13 protein-coding genes and 2 tRNA genes are annotated in these 15477 nt (G+C 56.0%); 5 read left to right on the top strand and 10 right to left on the bottom strand.

What is annotated here, in order from left to right; all coding sequences use genetic code 11:
- The first annotated feature begins 5 nt into the window (after positions 1-5).
- On the top strand, positions 6-569 hold the full coding sequence (pgsA, locus tag J122_RS10185; protein ID WP_061332209.1) for a CDP-diacylglycerol--glycerol-3-phosphate 3-phosphatidyltransferase: 564 nt from the start codon (positions 6-8) through the stop codon (positions 567-569).
- Here the strand turns inward: pgsA and J122_RS10190 are convergent.
- From J122_RS10190 to J122_RS10220, 7 genes are all read right to left on the bottom strand, one after another.
- Positions 537-3245, bottom strand: coding sequence for a protein kinase domain-containing protein (locus tag J122_RS10190; RefSeq protein ID WP_061332210.1), 2709 nt, complete (start codon positions 3243-3245; stop codon positions 537-539). The genes pgsA and J122_RS10190 overlap by 33 nt on opposite strands.
- Positions 3226-3963 (bottom strand): PP2C family serine/threonine-protein phosphatase, encoded by a 738-nt coding sequence (locus J122_RS10195; protein ID WP_061332211.1) that lies wholly within the window; start codon positions 3961-3963, stop codon positions 3226-3228. Before J122_RS10195 ends, J122_RS10190 begins: the two co-directional genes overlap by 20 nt.
- A 1-nt stretch (position 3964) precedes the next feature.
- Positions 3965-4633, bottom strand: a complete 669-nt coding sequence (locus tag J122_RS10200; RefSeq protein ID WP_061332212.1) for a vWA domain-containing protein — start codon at positions 4631-4633, stop codon at positions 3965-3967.
- 89 nt (positions 4634-4722) lie between these two features.
- Positions 4723-5256, bottom strand: a complete 534-nt coding sequence (locus tag J122_RS10205) for an ABC-type transport auxiliary lipoprotein family protein (protein WP_061332213.1) — start codon at positions 5254-5256, stop codon at positions 4723-4725.
- 89 nt (positions 5257-5345) lie between these two features.
- Positions 5346-6284 (bottom strand): MlaD family protein, encoded by a 939-nt coding sequence (locus J122_RS10210; RefSeq protein ID WP_061332214.1) that lies wholly within the window; start codon positions 6282-6284, stop codon positions 5346-5348.
- On the bottom strand, positions 6284-7099 hold the full coding sequence (locus J122_RS10215; protein WP_197463837.1) for an ABC transporter ATP-binding protein: 816 nt from the start codon (positions 7097-7099) through the stop codon (positions 6284-6286). The genes J122_RS10210 and J122_RS10215 overlap by 1 nt, the downstream gene beginning before the upstream one ends.
- Before the next feature lie 12 nt (positions 7100-7111).
- Positions 7112-8263 (bottom strand): MlaE family ABC transporter permease, encoded by a 1152-nt coding sequence (locus J122_RS10220; RefSeq protein ID WP_061332216.1) that lies wholly within the window; start codon positions 8261-8263, stop codon positions 7112-7114.
- A 281-nt stretch (positions 8264-8544) separates the two neighbouring features.
- Here J122_RS10220 and J122_RS10225 point away from each other — a divergent pair, with 281 nt between their 5' ends.
- Entirely contained in the window at positions 8545-9276 is a 732-nt protein-coding gene (locus tag J122_RS10225) for a murein L,D-transpeptidase catalytic domain family protein (RefSeq protein ID WP_061332217.1), read from the top strand.
- A 6-nt stretch (positions 9277-9282) separates the two neighbouring features.
- Here the strand turns inward: J122_RS10225 and J122_RS10230 are convergent, their stop codons facing one another.
- Positions 9283-9987, bottom strand: a complete 705-nt coding sequence (locus J122_RS10230) for an START domain-containing protein (protein ID WP_061332218.1) — start codon at positions 9985-9987, stop codon at positions 9283-9285.
- Between the two features lie 240 nt (positions 9988-10227).
- Here J122_RS10230 and J122_RS10235 point away from each other — a divergent pair.
- Together J122_RS10235 and J122_RS10240 are read left to right on the top strand one after the other, a co-directional pair.
- Positions 10228-10303 (top strand) — tRNA-Gly (locus J122_RS10235).
- A 54-nt stretch (positions 10304-10357) separates the two neighbouring features.
- Positions 10358-10431: transfer RNA gene (locus tag J122_RS10240), tRNA-Cys, on the top strand.
- Between the two features lie 153 nt (positions 10432-10584).
- On the opposite strand, the gene J122_RS10245 is transcribed toward J122_RS10240, so the two are convergent.
- Positions 10585-12021 (bottom strand): alkaline phosphatase PhoX, encoded by a 1437-nt coding sequence (locus J122_RS10245; protein ID WP_061332219.1) that lies wholly within the window; start codon positions 12019-12021, stop codon positions 10585-10587.
- A gap of 205 nt (positions 12022-12226) precedes the next feature.
- Between J122_RS10245 and J122_RS10250 the strand changes: the two genes are divergently transcribed.
- Positions 12227-14155 (top strand): alpha/beta fold hydrolase, encoded by a 1929-nt coding sequence (locus tag J122_RS10250; protein ID WP_061332220.1) that lies wholly within the window; start codon positions 12227-12229, stop codon positions 14153-14155.
- Between the two features lie 27 nt (positions 14156-14182).
- Here the strand turns inward: J122_RS10250 and J122_RS10255 are convergent.
- Positions 14183-15477 (bottom strand): NAD(P)/FAD-dependent oxidoreductase (locus J122_RS10255; protein ID WP_082780555.1); only part of this gene is annotated, 1295 nt, incomplete at its 5' end.

Below are 15477 nucleotides of genomic sequence, written 5' to 3' on the forward strand. Positions count from 1 at the left end.
AGTCCATGAATTTACCCAACGTACTGACCATGTCTCGCATCGTGATGATTCCGGTGTTCGTGGTTGTTTTCTATCTGCCCATGCAATGGAGTTACATGGCCAGTGCCGTTATCTTCGCCCTGGCGGGTATCACCGACTGGCTCGATGGCTACCTTGCCCGCAAGCTCGACCAGAGCACGCCATTTGGCGCTTTTCTGGACCCGGTAGCAGACAAGCTGATGGTGGCGGTGGCACTGGCAGTATTGATTGAAGAACATGCCGCGGTGCTGATGACTATTCCGGCGACCATCATCATCGGCCGGGAGATTGTTATCTCAGCCTTGCGGGAATGGATGGCGGAAATGGGTAGCCGGGCCAGTGTTGCGGTTTCCTATATCGGCAAGATTAAAACCACCGCCCAGATGGTGGCGATTGTTGGTCTGCTGGCGTTTCCACCGGGGCAGCTACTGGCGTATGTTTCGATCGGGCTGTTGTATCTGGCGGCTGTGCTGACGCTCTGGTCGATGTTTCTTTACCTGCGGGCGGCCTGGAGCGATTTATTTCCGGAGCCGGAAAGCCGTCAGGGATAATTCGAGCCCCGGCGGGTTCCGGTTGAATGAATCCTTAGCGAAGATGGCCGATCCCAGAATCGCCTCATCTGCGTTATTGGATAGCTTTACAAAGGGATTGATCCGGTCAACGTCCATGTTCGTCACCCGCCGATGTATGGTGTTCTGAAGCCTGTGACTGACCGCAGGTTGCGGCGCACTCAAATCCAGAATCCAGGCGCGGGCGATGGTTTTATGCTGAGGTGTATGCTCCAACTCGAGACCACTCAGCAAGGTCTTGCCATCAGGAGCCAGTTGAAGACCCAGGTTGAAGCGATGGCTCGCACCGAAGACATTGCTTAAGGAATAGCCAAACGCCGCGGGGTTATCCGGTGTTTTCAGCAGGTCCTGGCGCGGAAGCGTGTACTGGCCTGCAGTTGACCACTCATCAGTGCCCGTTTCGCGCCGCCAGATGTGAATGCCTGCCTTGGCGACCTTCGCCGTAACCGTTTGCCCCATTGCTTTGTAGCGAGATGAGTCGTCATCCAGGTCATGATAACTCCCAGTCACCAGGGTTTTTCCATCGTCGCTGACAACTACCGACGGCGCGGGAATGGAACCATCGTCCGGCCATATTTCGTCAAACCTGGTGGTCAGAACGAGCTGGTCATTGTTAAAAGTGTATTCCAGAACGGCGGCCGCGAATTCCATACCGAAATTACGATATCGGGACAGCGCCACGAAAATGGTCTCCCCGTCAGGCGTTATGGCAAGATCCGAGGCGCGCATGTCCTGCAAGTCGTCCGGATAGGCCAATTCAGCAAGGGATTTTTCGGGCGCTGACGTTGCAAAGATCCGGAGTCGGTCAGAATCAGCAATTACGGCGTGTTCGTCGTTGGCATCAATGGCAAAGTGCCAGGGCGGAATCGTCTGACGGAAGCCGGTTCCATCGTTTGCCTGGACATCGAGGACTTTAAACAATCGTTCCTCGCCATTTTGATCCGTTCTGGCCAGATGGTAGCAATTCATCTGAAACCCGCATTTGCGAGTGTAGAGTGCCTGGCTTGCCGGATGCACCAGCCATTCGTCTACCCGGTGGTTCGGCCCAATCGAGTAGCGCTGATGGCCTTCACTGTAGTCGTCGGACAACGGATCCAGTGTAATCATCGAGGCTACTTCGCCGCGATGGTAGTCCCAAGCAATGTTGGGAGGGGAGTAACCGAGGATCGGCAACTGCCGATAATTGTCAAAAGCCCCTACAGAGTAATGGGGAACAATGGGCGGTGGGCCTTCCGGTGGTTGGGAAGCAGGCCTTGAGAACGCATTCGTTGGCACAGGTAATTCATGGAAATTCGAATGCACGGTGATTGCCGACGCAGGGTCACCAATCTCGCGCCAGGCATTCCGCATTTTCAGGGCTTCAAGTTCCTCCTGTCTGTCTTTGGCTTCCTGGCGTGCCTGCTCGCGGGCCTCAATCTCCGCGAGCCATTCGGCCCGAAGCTTTTTTTCATTATGCAGGTGGGCAAAATAGCCAACCACCAGCAATACGAAGAAACCAATGCTCACAATCTGGGCGAGAGGCGAGGAGCCTGAGCGTGTTGTTGTCGGTCGCGGGGTGCGAGTGGTTGGCTGAGCGACCCGTGGCGGGTGCTGTTGAGCTCGTCGCCTGGCTGTTGCTGGAGGTTTCCTGGGACTTGGTCGTTTAACCTTCACTTCCACTAAAGCTTGTTGGCAGACCACACAGCCGTCACCCCAGAAGCCATGATCGGTATTGTTGGCGCAGCGTTTGAGACTGCTTACAGCGCGGTCTAGTTTGCTGACCCAATCTTTCGCAGTGGGTCGTTGGACGTTAGGGCGAAACGCGTTTCTGAAGGCAGAAGCGAGCGGGGCCGGGAAGTCGTTGTGAAGACTCCAGGGAGAGGGCTGAATCTTCGGGTTTGCCGGGGTGCTGTAGGCAAAAAGGTTGCTACCGATACGACTCTGGGTATCTGTGGGGATGGCTTGTTTACCCCGCGGTACCCCCTGATAGGGGTGAAGCCCTTCGTTCAAGAGTTGGAAAATAATGACCGCAAGCGCAAAGAGATCCTGGGCTTTACCAAGCGCTTCCGGCTTCTCTTGCTGTTGCCAGGCCTCTGGTGCGATATAGCCGGTTGTGTATTGATGGCCTGGAATAAAGCTGTCCTTCCCCTGGATGGCAAAGCCGTCGCAATCCACAACCACAATATCGGCCGTCCTTCGGTTAACCAGCATGTTGGCTGGTTTGAGGTCGATAATAAAATGGCCTTGATCGTGGAGCTGGGCGACACGCCTGGCGAGATTCCCAGCAGCCCTGATTCGAAATTCGCGAGATTGGGGGAGTTTGCCCAGTTCCCGGCCTTTTCGGGTCAGCAGGAGGTCCAGGTTGGCGTATTCTGATAGGGGGAGTAAGGGCATCGCGTAGCCGGCGAACTCACCCTTTTTGTCCTCAACCTTTGCTATGGGCCAGGCGAAATGGACCATGCCTTCGTCATCGGGTGGTGCCAACAGCATCTGCTGAATTTTCTGCGGGCGTTCCGGGTCTTTGGATGGCTCGTGATAGAGCTTCAAGGCCAGTTTCCCGCTGGGAGCAGCAAAAATGACGCCGTCCGCCCCCTGATTCAATGGCTTGCTGCGAAGACGGATAGAGTTAGTGGTTCCGTTGGGATAACGAAGGGTGAGGTCAGTTCTGGTATTGCGCATTTACCCATACCAGTGTTTTGTCGTCGGCAGTAATTCGGTCGGCCTGGACAGACTGTAGCGTATTGAGGATCGCCTTATTGCGGGCTTCGGTGTCTTGTAAGCTGGAGAGGTAGTTGTGAACGGGCACCAGAAAGTTAGGCGTAGGCCGCCAAGGCAAAGTCTTGACGGCAAAACTGGCGGTGCCATCAGACATGAGGAACCAGGTTCTATATTTCCGGGGAGCGCAGAAAACTCTCAGCGATTCCCGCCACTCCGGCAGCGTGAAAAAGTAGGTTGTCTCTGCAAATTCACCGTTCTCCGGTTCGCTGACGACGAAGTCTGACCAGTCGTCCGGATTAACTCCCATCACAACGCCGTCGCCAAGATGAAAGACAAGACATTGGTCTTTGGACATGGCAATGCCGCAGAGTGTGGAATGGAAGTCGAACAGCGGGCCTTTTCGTTGTAGCTCGCGGCGGGTATCTTCGATTGCGTCCTGCAATGCGAGGACAGCGGACGCCTGGTGAAGTTGGCCGATCTCTCCTCCCAACGCCATTGAAACGTTGAGGGCAAGGCTCGCGGCGCCCTCCGCTGATTGGGCTGCAGAGCCGGCTCCATCGCAGACGCAGGCAACGATTCCACCGTTGTCCTCAACGATGTGATAGGCGTCTTCGCAGGCTTTCCCCCGGTCGAGGTGGCTCCTCCCTGTGGCAGAAGCTCCGCCAAACTGGAACGCCACCTTAAACCTCTATTTCGGCCCAGGAGTCTGTGGCCGGTAAGCTGATCCTTTCACCGGGGACACTGGCGGAAACTGTCGACATGCTTCGGCTCAACCACACGAAAAGCTCCCGGAACTGAAGGCCCTTCAGTTTCTTTGGCGTTTTGGTTGAAAACCTGCCGAGCGCTTCAAAGTCGGCGCCGTTGGTGCCGATCGGAAATACAATTACCCGTTTGTTTTCTTCTTCCAGCCGAGCCTGATCAGCATAGGATTCCCAGCCATAATCGTTGGGGCAGCCGTCAGATAGCATGATGACCCATGGGCGTGTGCTGGAGATGCCATTGGCGTCGTATACCGCCTTTTGGTTGGCAATCTCCTCAAGGGCACGATGCATTCCCTGGCCTAGCGGAGTCAGCCCATTGGCGCTCAGATAGGGAGCATTGAAGTCGGCTGCGTCGGTCCATGGTTGAACCACGCGAACATCTTCTGGCCCGCCCACGGTAATCACCATGACCTGCACGCGAAGTGAGGCAACGGGATCTTTTTGCAGTTCTTCGGCAAAAGCTCTCAGGCCTTCGTTCAGTTGGCGAATGGGTTCGCCGGCCATGGATGCAGAAACATCGAGGAGCAGAACGCAAGGGGTGCGTTGGTTGGTATTGTCTACGAATTCAACGCCTGGAATGGCCGCCATAACACGCTCCATGTGTGAAGAAAATCATCGGAAGTCGACCCATACCTTGAGTCGCGTTGGATTCTAATGGCGAACGAGAGCGATGGCAATCAGTTCTGGGCAGCTTTGTGGGACTGTTCCACGCATTCGGCCATCCAGCCGGTCAGGTCATTTCCCAGACGATTTGCGGCTTTGCTGAACCCCTGCACGATACTCTCTTGTTGGCTGTCGGCTACCGGCTCCATAATGTTCCAGTTGCGAACGCAGATACTCTCGCGCTGATTATTTTGCACCAGCTCCGTGTGTAACCGTATGATAACGTGAAGTTTACTGTTCTGATGCATAACGTGGAATGCCGTAAGTTCACTCACCAGGGTGAGTTCTGCGTTGGCGGGGCTGGTGTCGACAATCGCGTTACGAAATGCCTGACTGGTGCGGACGTGGCTGATCACGTGATCCCGAATCATTATGGGCGCAGTGTCTCTCCAGCGGGCTTCCCGAATGGCCTGAAACTCATAAGGTGTCGGTTTGATTAGAATTCGGGAACCATCGAACGGGGCCGATGCCAAGGGCGTTTCAACCCGGAGACTGGCATTGTGAGTTTGTGGTAACACGGTGGGGGCGCCGTCAGTACCCAGATCCATGATTCTAGGTGGCTCCGGGAGTGGAAAAACCGTGCAGCCTGAGATTGTAAATGCAGACAACAGCAGGACACAGTTCAAGAGTTGTCTGATCATTGCTCAAACTCCTTAAGCTTGGGGCCACCCCGTAATGTTCCGAGTGGGTCTTCATCCAGTTTTCGGGTAAACGAATTCAGAGATCTCAGAGTACTGCGCATTTCACGGAGCACAGGTGTTATCTCGCCCAAGCCCTGAATCCCTGCATCCAGCACCTGTTCATTGTCTTCGGTCAGTCGGTCCAACCGGCTCAGGGTAGGCTGCAAGGTAGACAGGGCCAGGGTCATGGATTCCAGCACCGGCGCGATTTCCCGCTCCAGGGTTTGGCGCGCCCGGTCCGATGTGTCAGAAACCTTGATCGCGGCTTCCTCGGCGCGGATAGCGGCGGTGTCGAACTGAGCCATCAGGGCAAGCAACTCTTCCCGATTGGCGAGCAATGATTCCGTTGCCAGGCGTGTGTTGTCCAGAATGGCCGATACGTTCTCCAGATTCTCCGACGCGAGCAAGCGGTTCATGCTGGTTAACAGTTGTTCTGCACTGGAGATCATGGACTCGCCGTTGTTCAGCAGGTTGGAAAACGCCGATGGCTGTGCGTTGATGAGCGGTGGGTTGTCACGGTTACCCTGAAGTACTGGGCTGTCGGTTGTTCCGCCGGTGAACTGGACACTCATGCTGCCGGTAATATTGGCAAGAACCAGCTCCGCCCGGGTGTTCTCCCGTACCGGGATGTCGCGATCCACACGCACCAGCACCCGAACATGGGCGGGATTGTCTGGTGCCAGGGACAGCTCGAGAACATCGCCAACCGGAACGCCGCTGTATAACACTGGATTGCCTTTTGACAGCCCGCCCACCGGGTGATCAAAGCCTATCTGGTAGTAAGCCCACTCGCGGTCTGCAGTCGATTTGCCCAGCCATAGTGCAAACAGCAGGGCAGCTGTTACTGCAACCAGCGTGAACAGTCCGATAATAACGTGATGGGCCTTTGGCTCCATTAAACGGGCTCCTGTCTGGTCAGCCGGTTATGTGCATCAATCGCGGCCCGCCCCCTGGGGCCATGAAAGTATTCCTGTATCCATTCGTCGTCGGTCTTGGCGACGTTTTCAAGTGTGTCTGCCACCAGCACTTTTTTACGGGACAATACGGCTACCCGGTCACAGGTTGTATACAGCGTATCCAGATCGTGGGTAACAAGAAATACTGTCAGCCCAAGGGCGTTCCTCAGGGTCACGATCAGTTCGTCGAACGCTGCCGCGCCGATCGGGTCCAGCCCCGCTGTGGGTTCGTCCAGAAACAGCACCTCCGGGTCCAGCGCCAGGGCGCGGGCCAGGGCGGCTCGCTTCACCATACCACCGGAAAGCTCGGCCGGGTATTTCAGGGCGGCATCTGCTGGCAGCCCGGTCAGTGCCAGCTTCATCCGGGCAAGTTCCTCGGCCTCCGTTCGGGTAAGACCCGCGTGCTCGACCAGTGGCAGTGAAACGTTTTGCTTCAGATTCAGCGAGGTAAACAGGGCGCCACCCTGAAAAAGCACGCCGAATCGCTGCTCATACAGAGACCGCTCTGTGCCAGAAAGTTCTGTGAGATCAACATCAAAAAGCTGAATGTGGCCGTCTGAAGGTGTGTTGAGGCCCACGATGCTGCGCAGCAAAACCGATTTGCCCGTGCCGGAACCGCCAACAACCCCAAGGATCTCTCCGGGAAAGAGGTCCAGCTCCAGGTTTTCATGGACCACGTGATCACCGAAACGGTTACACAGTCCCCGCACCTGGATCACCGGTGTTGAAGGGCTGTGGCCTTTCTGTGGTTTCATCTCCGGCATGACTTACCAGCCCATTTCCATAAAAAACAACGCCGCTATGGAGTCCAGCAGGATCACCATAAAGATCGACTGAACCACACTGGAGGTGGTGTGTTCGCCCACCGACTGGGCACTGCCAGCCACCTTGAAGCCTTCGAGACAACCAATAACTGCAATCAGGAAGGCAAACACTGGGGCTTTTCCGATACCTACCAGAAAGTGTTTCAGGGCAATATCCCGCTCCACGATGGCCATGAACTGACTTGGTGGAATATCCAGTACCAGTGCGCAGACGGCGGCACCGCCCACCATTCCGGAGATCATGCCAATGAAGGTGAGCACCGGCAGGCTGACCATCATGGCCAGAACTCGTGGGACTACAAGTAGTTCCACCGGATTCAAACCCAGGGTACGAATGGCGTCGAGCTCCTCATTGACCTTCATGGCGCCGATGTGGGCGGTGAACGAGCTGGCGGTGCGCCCGGCGAGCAGAATGGCTGCCAGCAGAACGCCAAACTCCCGCAGGAACGAAAAAGCGACAAGATTCACGGTGTAAATCGTTGCGCCAAAATCTTCCAGCACTGTAGCTCCCAGAAAGGCGACAACGGCGCCCACCAGAAAGGTCAGCAGTGCAACAATGGGCAGGGCATTCAGCCCGGTGTCATGCACTGCAGCCACAAATGGCGTGATGCGCCACCGCTTTGGCCGGGGCAGGATATAAAACAGGGTGGCGAGGGTTTGCCCGATAAAGCCTGCAAGCATCCAGAGCAGGCGGGCAATGGCGGTCACTTTCTCTCCGACGTCGGCCAGAAAATCCAGCAGAGCGTTTTTCCGGGCGGGCTGCCAGGGTGCGCCTGCCATCGCCTCGGCAACGGTGATCAGAAGTTCCCGCTGTTCATCTGGCAGGTTGGCATTCTGCAGAAACCTCAGTGCCTGTTCCGGGCCTGTTAATCGGGCGATAAGCGCCGCCCCTGCCGTATCTACCCGGCTTAGCTCGTCGAACTGAATGTTGTTGATCGTGGCACCGCTGGCCTGAACCTCGGTTACCCGCCGGTTGAGTACTGAATAATGGGAGAGGGTCCAACTGCCGGATAGAGTCAGGGTGTCACCGTTGCAGTCAAGGTTACCGGGGGTGTCGCGGTGTGCTGTCGTTGAATAGCCGGAATCAGTCGCCACAGGTGCCGTTAATCCTTGTCCGGTATGCAGAAAAGATAGTCTCAAGCTTAAAGATTCCGGAACGGGTCTGCCAGTATCTTTGGTTTTCCGTAACCTTGCCGGTGATCGGACCGGTCACGTTTCGGTCTTGTTATGCGGCGGGAAGGGCGGATCAAACGTCCACCATTTGTATGGGAACGGTTAAAAATTGTACGGAATGAACGGCGTCTCAAAATTCTCTGTTAGAATAAGGCATCTTTTCAAGCAGGTAGCTTATCTTCCTGATCCCTGAGGTAACGTGCATGCCCAAGCATCACAATCGACGCGTTTTTTCATTGTTTTCCGGCCTGGCGGTTTCTTTAGCCATTTCCATACCGGCCCAGGCCCAGTCATTGGATGACCAGTTGCTTGCCCGTCTTGCCAGTGTTGCACCCAAGCTGAACCCGGAAGTGCTTGAGGCAGCCTTCAAAGCCACTCACTGCGCCATCGCCAACGGCGTTGCCATGCCTGAAAGGCTTGCGGTGATTGATTTCTCATTGCACTCCAGCCAGGAGCGGATGTGGATTTTTGATCTAGAGCAGGGCGATTTACTGCTGCGGGATCTGGTTGCTCACGGCAGAAACTCAGGCAACGAAGAGGCAACCGCCTTTTCCAATATCGAGGGTAGTCACCAGTCAAGTATCGGGTTGTTCAAGGCCAGTGAATCCTACCGGGGCATGCATGGCTACTCACTGCGATTGGATGGACTTGAGCCTGGCATCAACGACCTGGCAAGGCAGCGGGCTATCGTGATTCATGGTGCGGATTATGTGAATACCAACTGGGTTGACCAGTATGGTCGCATCGGCCGCAGTCATGGCTGCCCGGCGGTAGACCAGAAAGTGGTGCAAACCGTGGTGGACAACCTCAAAGGTGGCCAGTTGGTCTTCAAATACTACCCGGACCAGAACTGGCTGCAGACCTCCAGCTTCCTTAACTGCGACAGTGCTACCCAGGTGGCAGGCAATCGCGCGGCCCGTGGTGGCAATAGCTGAGGTAGCTCAGGAATCGCCGGTCGGGAAGCGCAGGTTGTGCTTCTCGACCAATTCTTTCGGCGGCGCGCTCGTTGAATAGTCACGATAGGGTGATGTTTCCATCATCCGTTTTAACCCTTCCAGTGTTCGAATTGGTGCATCGGTAGCCACAATATTGGCCGCCCAGGCGGGCACCAGACCTCCCGGATCCATATGGGTGGTGAATGTTACCCGTATCCAGCCATCCTCAAGCGGTTCTACCAAAAAGCTGTTATCCAGCATGGGGATGCGCACGTAACCGGATTGCTGCGGGGCATCATCCGGGCGGCCCGTGGATTGCACCGTGACAGCGCCACCCGGTTCGTCCTGAAGGAATACGGACTTCATCACCACATCCCGGTCTGAGGCTGGCCAAACGCCATCAAATTTCATCCACAGTAGCCGCTCACCGTCATCTGTAACGTGGTAGTTGGCTTCCTGGCAGTTGTAGATCCACTGTTGGCACAGGGAGATGTCATCAATCACCGATAGCGCAGCCACCATAGAGTGCTGGATTTCAACCACACCGCGGAACTGTTTGATTGGTGTATCCGAAACGGTCCTGACATAGGTGTTGATGTCAGACCGTTCCTTGCCTTGCTGCTTGGGCGTCCATCCTTCGCCAGATGCGTGGCTGGCCACCATGGTTGACAGGGTAAAGAGGGTAGCGATGACGGTTGCGGGAACGCGCATGGTATTGGTCTGCCTGATAATGTGATTGGGTGTCATGGATTCTGAAAGATGTGGGGGCGATAAACCATTGCGCAGATAACGGTTCTGATGGGTTGGCCGGAAATGACAAAAACCGGTGGTTTTGGCTAAAGTTTGTTCACAATTGCCGTAAAAACAAAAACTTGAAAAAAAGGTGTTGACGCCCCCGGCGGAATCCGTAGAATACGCAGCCGTTGACGAGGCAAAGCCTCTAGACGAAGAGCGGGAATAGCTCAGTTGGTAGAGCACAACCTTGCCAAGGTTGGGGTCGCGAGTTCGAATCTCGTTTCCCGCTCCAATTTCCAAGTCTCTCACGCCTCCTGAGAGCATAAGCCAGAATCCAGGCTTACCCGGCGCGGTGGCAGAGTGGTTATGCAGCGGACTGCAACTCCGTGTACGCCGGTTCGATTCCGACCCGCGCCTCCATTTTATTTTTACCTCACTAACCCACAGCAGCCTTTCCAGAGACTGTTGGCCTTTCGATCTCGTCCCCAAAAAGCAATGCGCAGAATCAGGGCGTGTGAGATTTACCCGCACACCCCGGGAATTGCCTGTGGCGATTATCTGGCTGCCTAGAAATCAACCAGCTCGAAAACGTTCTGGTATTGTCAGCTCATAGGTTATGCCTAGCCCTGGAATCCCGGGGCCTGCGGCATTGCCTCTTTGAGAACTGAAATAGAGGAACCGGCCATTACCGGTAAACGCCGGGCCAGTCAGTTCACTGCCGCCACCGGGTATCTGCAACAGGATTTTTGACGGACCATTGGGGTTCATTACCATCAGTCGCATAGCGTCGCCGTCTTCGGCGACAATGACATCACCCATGGGTGATATGGTGATGTTATCAACATCATCGAACGGGGTGTCGGGGGCGATCAGTTGTTCGTTGTCGAATACAACCTCTATCAAGTCGTTATCGATGTCCAGGGCGTACACTCGGTTGTCACCTTTGCAGGCAAAATAGACCACCGCACGTAGCGGGTTGTTCGCGCCGCTCACCTGCGGTCGCTGGCCTTCCGGCAGTTCCTGAAGCCAGATCCCTTCACCGCCTTTGAAAACAGTGCCTGGGGCCCCGGCGCCAGTAGCAATCTCGATTTCCGAACGGACCTGGCTCTGAGGTCGGTCCGGGGACTGAACGGGTACCCAGCGAACCCGCCTCACCGTTCGGGCTTCGGCCAGGTCTTGTTGATATGCGCCGGCTTCGAAGCCCTCAATTTCCAGGACCTCCAGGATTCCGTTATCCATATCCAGCCCCGGCTTTCCATTGATGGATGCGGCCATACCGCCGGACCTGAACCGGTACAACCGGCCGCTTCCCGAGTCTTCTGTAAGGTAGAGTGTTTTCGTTGTGAGATCGACTGCAACCGCTTCGTGGTTAAAAATGCCCAGCGCCGGGAGTTCTCTTGCGGTATCCGGTGTGCCCAAAGGATCGCATTCGTAAACCCTGCCGTCGGGAACTTCTTCACAAGATAGCCAGGTTTGCCAGGGCGTGGGGCCACCAGCACAGTTTTGGCGGGTGTTTCGAAGGATGGGGTAGCTGTCTGTGATCTCGCCATCGCGATTGAATCTCAGTACGCCGACGCCGCCCGCCGGAGTGATTTCGCTGTTGCTGACGTAAATCCAGCCTCCGTCATCAAGATCAAATACCGCGCCGCCATCCGGAAAGATGTGCCATGGGTAATTGATCAGCCCCAGTGAAGGCAGAGGAATGGCTGTGGAGCTCGTAAGCCCGGAGACGGCAACTCGACGGATCTCAAACTCTGGGGGGATCAGAATGCCGTCAACCCCGCTGTTTTCGAGAGGGCCAATGCTCATGAGAGGCCCGGGAGAAAGCGGAAGTTCCATGGCCAGGATGTCCGCGGGTGTGTCGCCCAGGTCGGGTACCGGGTTTAGATTCGGTGCAGGCGGATTGTTAAGTGGGTTGCCACCGCCGGATCCTCCCACACAAGCGCTCAGTGCCACGGTTGAGCCACCCACCAACAGTATCTGCAGAAATCGTCGTCTCTGAAAATTCACCTTAGCTCCTTCAGTATCGCATAACCACTATTAAACTGTTAGGTTGGCAGTTTAATACTCCATTGTGGCAATTTCGTTACGATGGTGTGACGACGGAAAGCATCGACAATTAGTTGATTTTTTGATCACTAGCATCGCATAATCCAATACATGCCAATCATTGAAAGTTAGCGATGGCATTCTAATAACAACAGAGGAATTCCTGATGCGCCATTACACCCGTTGTACCAATAGCCTGCGCTTTGCTTGCGCAGCTGCCATGACGGTGAGTCTTTCAGGCTGCCTTGATAGCGGCTCCAGCGATGCACAACAGCCTGCTTCCAATCCACAGGTAACGGAAAGGCCGGCAAACAACGGTTGTGAAAATGCCGGCCAGGCGTGTGATGTTCCCGCGATTGTGCCAATTTCGTGTTCTGCAAACACACCCACCGAAGGTGGCCGCAGCTATCCGGTTGCCATTACGTCGAGCTCCGGAGAAACCATTTCCTTTCAGGTGCTGGAGCCCATCGGAGGCATTGACTGTCGGCAGGGGCATCCTCTGGTCTTGCATGGCCATGGTTTTGGCGGATCACGCTCCACGACCGGTTTCGACAACTACCGGGAGTCGGGCTTTGTCGTGATATCTATTGATCAGCGTGGCTTTGGCGAGAGTACGGGTACCGTGAGAGTTATGGACCCGGAGTTCGAAGGCCGCGATCTGATTCAGATACTGGATTGGGCCGAGGATAACCTCGAGTACCTTCAGTATCGGCGCGAGCCGTCCTTGCCGCCGGAGCTGAACCCGAATCCGGTAGTCGGCGCTATAGGTGGCAGTTACGGTGGTGGATTTCAGTTATTGCTGCACGGGCAAGACCCGAAGCAGCGACTGGATGCGCTGGTTCCCGATATCACCTGGTATGACCTGCGGTCGAGCCTCAACCCCGGGAACGTGATCAAGACCGGCTGGGATCTGGTGCTTGTAGCTGGCGGTGAAGCCGGATCAACCGGTAATGGAAACGGCGGGCTGGACCCGATTATCCGTGAAATTCTCGCGCAGGGGCTCCTCTTGAACCGTTTTCCTGAATCCGGGTTGGATTTCTTCTTCTACCACAGCCCCGCTTATCGCTGTACCGGTGAACCACTGTCGGTACCCGAATCTCCGGATTTGCTGAGTTTTCAAATTGCTCCGCCAGCCTATGACGTGCCGCCAACTCCATTCCGGCCCGTTAATGTTTTGCTTACCCAGGGGATGAAAGACACGCTGTTCAATTTCAACGAAGCCTGGCGAAATTTCGATTGTCTGCGTGCCCGGGGAGGCGATGTCAGATTGCTCACACATCAGACCGGTCATATTCTCCCCGTTGAAGCGCCAGACGAGCTGCAGCCGGCCGAGTACGTTGATCCAACCGCACGCTTGTTGGAGATTCCGGGGTTTCAGTCTGCCGGTGGGGCTTTTGCCTGCGGTGATATTTCTATATCGGATGCCACTCTGAACTGGCTCCAGCACCATCTTCAGGGCAAGCCGCTGGCGAGCTATTTTGACGGGACTGATCAGAACGTCTGCCTTTCACTGGAAGATGGGGCTGCGATTCAGGTGCCGGTTGATTCCTTCCCGGCACCTGGCGCACCGGGCACGTTACTAAGCGGTGATGCCGTAGTGGAGCGCATGGTGAGCGCCGACATGCCTGTTCCGAACGGCGCCACCGCGGCGGCGACGCCGACCTTGCCACCTGAGGCTTTGTTGCTGGGCAAAGCCGGCGCCGATGGTGTAACAATCGGAGGTATTCCCACAGCTCTTGTAACTGTGTCCGATATACTCGGTCGAACAGAATGCGCGGCTGGCCTTAGTCAGTATGAGCCGGGCTGCGACGCGATTCTGTTTGTCGGGTTAGGTAAACGCAGTGAGGGCAGCAGCCGTTGGCAGCTGATCGATGATCAGATCCAACCGGTCAGGGGCCTGAAAAAGGCAGAGGTTGTTGAACTGGTCGGAGTCGCAGAAGCGCTGAACCCGGGCGACGAGCTGGCACTGTTGGTCTACGGATTCCACCCTCAATACCCGCTGAGTGGGTCGAGAGACCTGCTATTGCAGGCCGTTAACTTTGAGGCGACCGTTCAGGTACCCGTACTGCAAGGAACACTATTCAACGAGGGGTAAGGGCTGGCGCCGGAGGGAGTGGGGGGCTTACCACAGCTTCCGCTCCCACCAATAATCCTCGGCTTTCAGCGCCCCCTTTACCGCCGCTACACCCAGTTGCTTGAATGGCTGCACAGGCCAGCGCACTGGTGTTCGATTTACAAACCATGCCTCGGTACGCTTGCTTTCCAGGCCGAGGGCCAGCTCAGCCAGGGTTTTCCCGCTGTATTGCGTCAGGGATACACCATGGCCAGTGCATCCGCACAGGTACAGCGTGCGATCATCTTTGTAGAATCCAAGGTTGGGAACCATGTCGAGTGTGACCGACACCGGGCCACCCCACTGATAATCGATGTCAATCTCCGCCAGTGGCGGGAACAGGGTTTTCAGGTGTTTTTCCAGTGTCCGCCATGTTGGTTTGTGGTGGTCGAGGCTCATGTTCTGGCCTGCGGTGGTCACCACGTTGGCGCCGCCAAAGGTAATGCGCCCGTCTGCCGTTGGCCTCAGGTAGTGAACCAGGTGCCGGTTGGTCTCTATACCGTAGCGTCCGGCCCAGCCGATGGCTTGCCACTGCTCTGGAGTGAGGGGCTGGGTGACGATCTGATGTGTCCAGATGGGGGTCTGATTACGACGAAACGCTCCCATCTCCGGCAGTAGATGGCTGTATGCGTTGGTAGCCAGTACCACCTTGCTGGCGCTAACGGTGCCGCCGGACGTCTGCACGCTAACCCCGCCCTGGGGATAGGTGATGGCCTGGCATTGGGTGTTTTCATAGATATGGACGCCCAGCTTCTTGCAAATGGATTTCCAGTGCCGAACATGCTTCGCCGGGTTCAGGATGCCGCATCGTTGCTCAAACAGGCCGGCTTTAGCCAGCGGGCTGTGAAGCCGTTGCGAGAGCTGGTCTTCGCCCCACCAATCAAAGGAGCTTGAGAACCCCAGTTCATGGTAGAGAACCTGCTGTTTTTGCAGGCGCCCACGATGTTTGTTAGTCAGTGCAATCCGCAGAAAGCCATTGTGTTCGTAATCGCTGTCGAAGTCGTATCGGGAAACACAATCACGCACGTAGTCGACGGCATCTTCCATGTACTGGTGGGCGGCCCGGGCCTTTTCCTTGCCGTGCAGCAGGCAGGTGATCTCGGGCTCAAAGCCGAACAGGGTCATTGAAAACCCGCCGTTGCGCCCTGAAGCCCCAAAACCAACGGCACTGCCTTCCAGAACGGTGACGTCGACTGATGGGTCCAGTTCCTTCAGGTGCGCTGCACAGGACAAGCCGGTGAATCCACCGCCAATAATCACAATGTCGGTCCGGTGGTCTTCAATTAGCGGCGGGTTAGGTGAGT

The sequence above is a fragment of the Marinobacter excellens LAMA 842 genome (assembly GCF_001574445.1).
GTDB classification, from domain to species: Bacteria; Pseudomonadota; Gammaproteobacteria; order Pseudomonadales; family Oleiphilaceae; genus Marinobacter; species Marinobacter shengliensis.

What these genes read in the sequence shown, in the direction of transcription:
- pgsA (WP_061332209.1), top strand. Translation starts at nt 6, where the DNA reads ATGAATTTACCCAACGTACTGACCATGTCTCGCATCGTGATGATTCCG.
- J122_RS10190 (WP_061332210.1), bottom strand. Translation starts at nt 3,245, where the DNA reads ATGCGCAATACCAGAACTGACCTCACCCTTCGTTATCCCAACGGAACC.
- J122_RS10200 (WP_061332212.1), bottom strand. Translation starts at nt 4,633, where the DNA reads ATGGCGGCCATTCCAGGCGTTGAATTCGTAGACAATACCAACCAACGC.
- J122_RS10205 (WP_061332213.1), bottom strand. Translation starts at nt 5,256, where the DNA reads ATGGATCTGGGTACTGACGGCGCCCCCACCGTGTTACCACAAACTCAC.
- J122_RS10210 (WP_061332214.1), bottom strand. Translation starts at nt 6,284, where the DNA reads ATGGAGCCAAAGGCCCATCACGTTATTATCGGACTGTTCACGCTGGTT.
- J122_RS10215 (WP_197463837.1), bottom strand. Translation starts at nt 7,099, where the DNA reads ATGAAACCACAGAAAGGCCACAGCCCTTCAACACCGGTGATCCAGGTG.
- J122_RS10225 (WP_061332217.1), top strand. Translation starts at nt 8,545, where the DNA reads ATGCCCAAGCATCACAATCGACGCGTTTTTTCATTGTTTTCCGGCCTG.
- J122_RS10230 (WP_061332218.1), bottom strand. Translation starts at nt 9,987, where the DNA reads ATGCGCGTTCCCGCAACCGTCATCGCTACCCTCTTTACCCTGTCAACC.
- J122_RS10250 (WP_061332220.1), top strand. Translation starts at nt 12,227, where the DNA reads ATGCGCCATTACACCCGTTGTACCAATAGCCTGCGCTTTGCTTGCGCA.